The sequence below is a fragment of the Methylomagnum sp. genome (genome assembly GCF_054333355.1).
Window position 1 is genome coordinate 1 of the sequence record NZ_JBTEKS010000452.1, and the last position, 3,317, is coordinate 3,317.

Below are 3,317 nucleotides of genomic sequence, written 5' to 3' on the forward strand. Positions count from 1 at the left end.
CGATGCTGGGTGCATGGTGCTTCCGATTAAGATTAAGGATCGTCAAACCGTCGTTAAAAACCGGGCCGGGAATAGGATATGCAAAAAGTATTGCATCTGGTTTGCGAAGCTGGCGAATTTACGGCATAAAGCTTTCAAACCCAAGTGGGTTCGCCGGTGCCGACAAAGGTTTCTCCGGCGGCCTCTATAATCAGGACTTACGCAGCGGCAGCCGCCATTTTGCGCAAGCCCTGATAATAAGTATCACGAGCCATTCAATCCATTCCAATAATAATTCATCACCATGCAAGAGTTCGACAATCCGACCCTGGCCCGCTTGGCCCAAGGCATCAAAAGCTTCCAAGAACGCTTTTACGACCGCGAACCGGAACGGATGCAAGCCCTGGTGGAACAGGGCCAGCGCCCCGAGGTGCTGCTGATTGCGTGCAGCGATTCGCGGGTGGACCCGGCCTTGCTGACCGACGCGGCCCCCGGCGATTTGTTCGTGGTGCGGAATGTGGCCAATCTGGTCCCGCCCTACCGGCTGGACGGCAGGTACGATGGTGCCCGCGCCGCCATCGAGTACGCCGTGCGCGACCTGGGCGTGAAGCACATCGTGATTCTGGGCCACGCCCAGTGCGGCGGCATCAGAGCTTTGCTGAACACCGTGGCGGGCCAGAAACCGCAACGCGATTTCATTGGCAGTTGGGTCTCCATCGCCATGGACGCCTGCTGCCATTACGTCCTGGAGCGGCTCACGCCCACCGACAGCGAGGACGGCGGCGCTTTGGCGGAAATGGACATGGACCAACTCCGCGCCCATCAGCACCTCGTCGAGCGGGCGGCCATCCAAGGCTCCATCGACAATCTCGCCACTTATCCTTGGATCGCCGAGCGCGTGAAAACCGGGGCGCTGTCCCTGCACGGCTGGTGGTTCGACATCGAAACCGGCGATTTGTGGACCGTTACGCCCGATAACGCCAGCTTCCTGCCGGTCCTCGACTAGCCCCCGGCGATGCGCAAGCCCGACCACATCGTCTACGGGACCGACGACAGCCCGCCGCCCCGGATTGCCTTCATCCTCGCCTTGCAGCAAATGTCCTTCCTGGGCACTTATCTGGTGGTGTCGCCGCTGTTCGCCCGCAGCCTGGGGCTGGACCACGCGCAATCCCTGCAACTGATTTCGTCCACCCTGCTGGCGTCCAGCCTGGGCGTGGTGTTGCAGGCCACCCGGATGGGCGGCGTGGGTTCCGGCTTGCTGTGCCCGGTGCAGGCCACCTCGTCCACCTTCGCCGCGCTGACCCTGGCCAAGACGGCGGGTGGCCTCGGCGCCATGTTCGGCATGGTCGGGGTGTTGGGCCTGTCGCAGATGGTGTTCGCCCATTTGTTCCAGCGGCTGCGGACCATCTTCACGGTGCAGGTGGCCGGTCTCGCGGTGATGCTCATCGGGCTGGGGCTGGGCTTCAACGGCGTCAAGCTGATGCTGGGGGCCGGTCCCAGCGGCCACGCCCACGGTTCAGAGGAGGCCCTGCTGTTCCTGCTGACTTTGGCGCCGATGATCGGTTGCAACGTGTGGACCACGGGCTATCCCCGGCTGTTCTCGGCGTTCCTGGGGTTGTCCTGTGGCTTCGGCGGCGCCTGCCTGTTGGACGCCATCCCGGCGGAAGACTGGGACATCCTCAGTCATGCGCCCTGGTTCTACCTGCCCGAGCCGATGCATATCGGCTGGGCGCTCGATCCCAACGCCATCCTGCCCGGCATCGTCACGGGCCTGTTCCTGGCCTTGCACGGCTTTGGCGCTTTGGTCGCGGCGCAGCGCTTCAACGACGCCGACTGGAAGCGCCCCGATCTCCAGTCGGTGCGGCGCGGCGTCCTGGCGGAGGGGCTGACCAACCTGCTCAATTCCCTGCTGAACGGCCTGCCCCTCACCTCCAGCGGCGGCGCGGTGGGCCTCGCGGCGGCGACGGGCTGTACCAGTCGGCGGGTGGCCTACTGGCTGGGCGGCTTGATGGCGCTGTTGGCCTTCATGCCCAAGGCCATCGTGTTTTGGGACATCCTGCCCGAGCCGGTGATGGGCGCGGCGCTGATTTTCCTGGCGGCGTTCACCACCTTGGCGGGCTTGCAGGTCATCGCCTCGCGCCTGCTGGACAACCGCAAAGTCCTCACCGTGGGCATCGCGCTGATTCTGGGGGTCAGCTACGAACCCCTGCGGGCGGAATTCCAGGACGCGGCCCCCGAGGCGTTGAAGGTGTTGATGTTCTCCGGCGTGGGGCTGGGGGTGTTGGCGGCGGTGCTGCTGTCGGCGCTGTTCCGGGTCCGCGACCACACCCGCGACCGGCGGTCCTTCGACGCCCGCAGCAGCTCCCTGGACGACGTGGTGGCTTTTCTGGAGCAACAGGGCCGCCGCTGGGGAGCGCGGGCCGAGGTGGTGCGCCGGGCCGAATACGCCACTTGGCAGGCGTTCGAAATCCTCACCGAGCATGGTCTCGTGGACCCGGCGGAAAGTTTGTCCGGGGCCATTGAAATGGAAACGGTTTTTAACGAGTACAGCTTTACGGTGATACTGTATTACCCCGGCGAGGCGCTTTCCCTCAGCCTGCACCCGCCCACCCACGAGGAGATGCTGGAAAACGAGGACGCGGTGCTGTTGATGGCGGGCTATTTGTTGCACCGGCTGGCGGATCAGGTCCGCACCCGCGCCCACGCCGGACGGGCCGAATTACGATTGATTTTCAACGATTGAGAGGAGCTAAGCGCATCATGTTGAGCATTTCTTCGACCCCCCAGGGCGAGGGTCTGATTATCGGGTTGATTGGACGCATCGACGTCACCAGCGCCAAGGATTTGGAGCGGCATTGCCTGGCCTGGATCGACCAGGGCCAGCGGCAACTGATCTTCGATTTCACCAAGGTCGATTACATCAGCAGCGCGGGGCTGCGGGTGTTCCTGTTGATCGCCAAGCGCTTGGGGGCGGCGCAGGGCGCGATGCGGCTGTGCGCCATGAATGCCACCTTGCGGGACGTGTTCGAAATCAGCGGGTTCAGCAAGCTGTTCACCATTCTGCCGACGGTCGCGGAAGCCTTGTGACCCGTCGTTCAATCCCTTGGAATTAAAGCGATGCGCATAAAAAAAATAATAGGGCCGCTATGGTTGGCGCTGGGTGTTCTCGATCCGCACGCCCCGGTATTCGCGGATGAAAAGAAAGGCGACGGTGACGATTTGGAAGAGGAGTTGCGCTTTCTCCGGGCGGAAAGCGTCGTGGTCACGGCCTCGAAAACCGTCGAGCAGGTGGATAAATCCGTCGCCACCGTCACCGTGATCCCTGAGCGGATGATTCG

At 63.2% G+C, this 3,317-nt stretch carries 4 protein-coding genes; all 4 read left to right on the forward strand.

What is annotated here, in order from left to right; genetic code table 11:
- Window positions 1-283 precede the first annotated feature (283 nt).
- Window positions 284-985, forward strand: coding sequence for a carbonic anhydrase (locus ACXWUF_RS20920; RefSeq protein WP_458496492.1), 702 nt, complete (start codon window positions 284-286; stop codon window positions 983-985).
- 9 nt (window positions 986-994) lie between these two features.
- A complete protein-coding gene (locus ACXWUF_RS20925) occupies window positions 995-2,722 on the forward strand; it encodes a solute carrier family 23 protein (RefSeq protein ID WP_458496493.1) in 1,728 nt (575 codons plus the stop codon).
- A gap of 17 nt (window positions 2,723-2,739) precedes the next feature.
- Window positions 2,740-3,066, forward strand: a complete 327-nt coding sequence (locus tag ACXWUF_RS20930) for an STAS domain-containing protein (protein WP_458496494.1) — start codon at window positions 2,740-2,742, stop codon at window positions 3,064-3,066.
- A 30-nt stretch (window positions 3,067-3,096) separates the two neighbouring features.
- Window positions 3,097-3,317: hypothetical protein (locus tag ACXWUF_RS20935; protein ID WP_458496495.1), on the forward strand; the 221-nt coding region annotated here is incomplete at its 3' end.

What these genes read in the sequence shown, in the direction of transcription:
- ACXWUF_RS20930 (WP_458496494.1), top strand. Translation starts at nt 2,740, where the DNA reads ATGTTGAGCATTTCTTCGACCCCCCAGGGCGAGGGTCTGATTATCGGG.
- ACXWUF_RS20925 (WP_458496493.1), top strand. Translation starts at nt 995, where the DNA reads ATGCGCAAGCCCGACCACATCGTCTACGGGACCGACGACAGCCCGCCG.
- ACXWUF_RS20920 (WP_458496492.1), top strand. Translation starts at nt 284, where the DNA reads ATGCAAGAGTTCGACAATCCGACCCTGGCCCGCTTGGCCCAAGGCATC.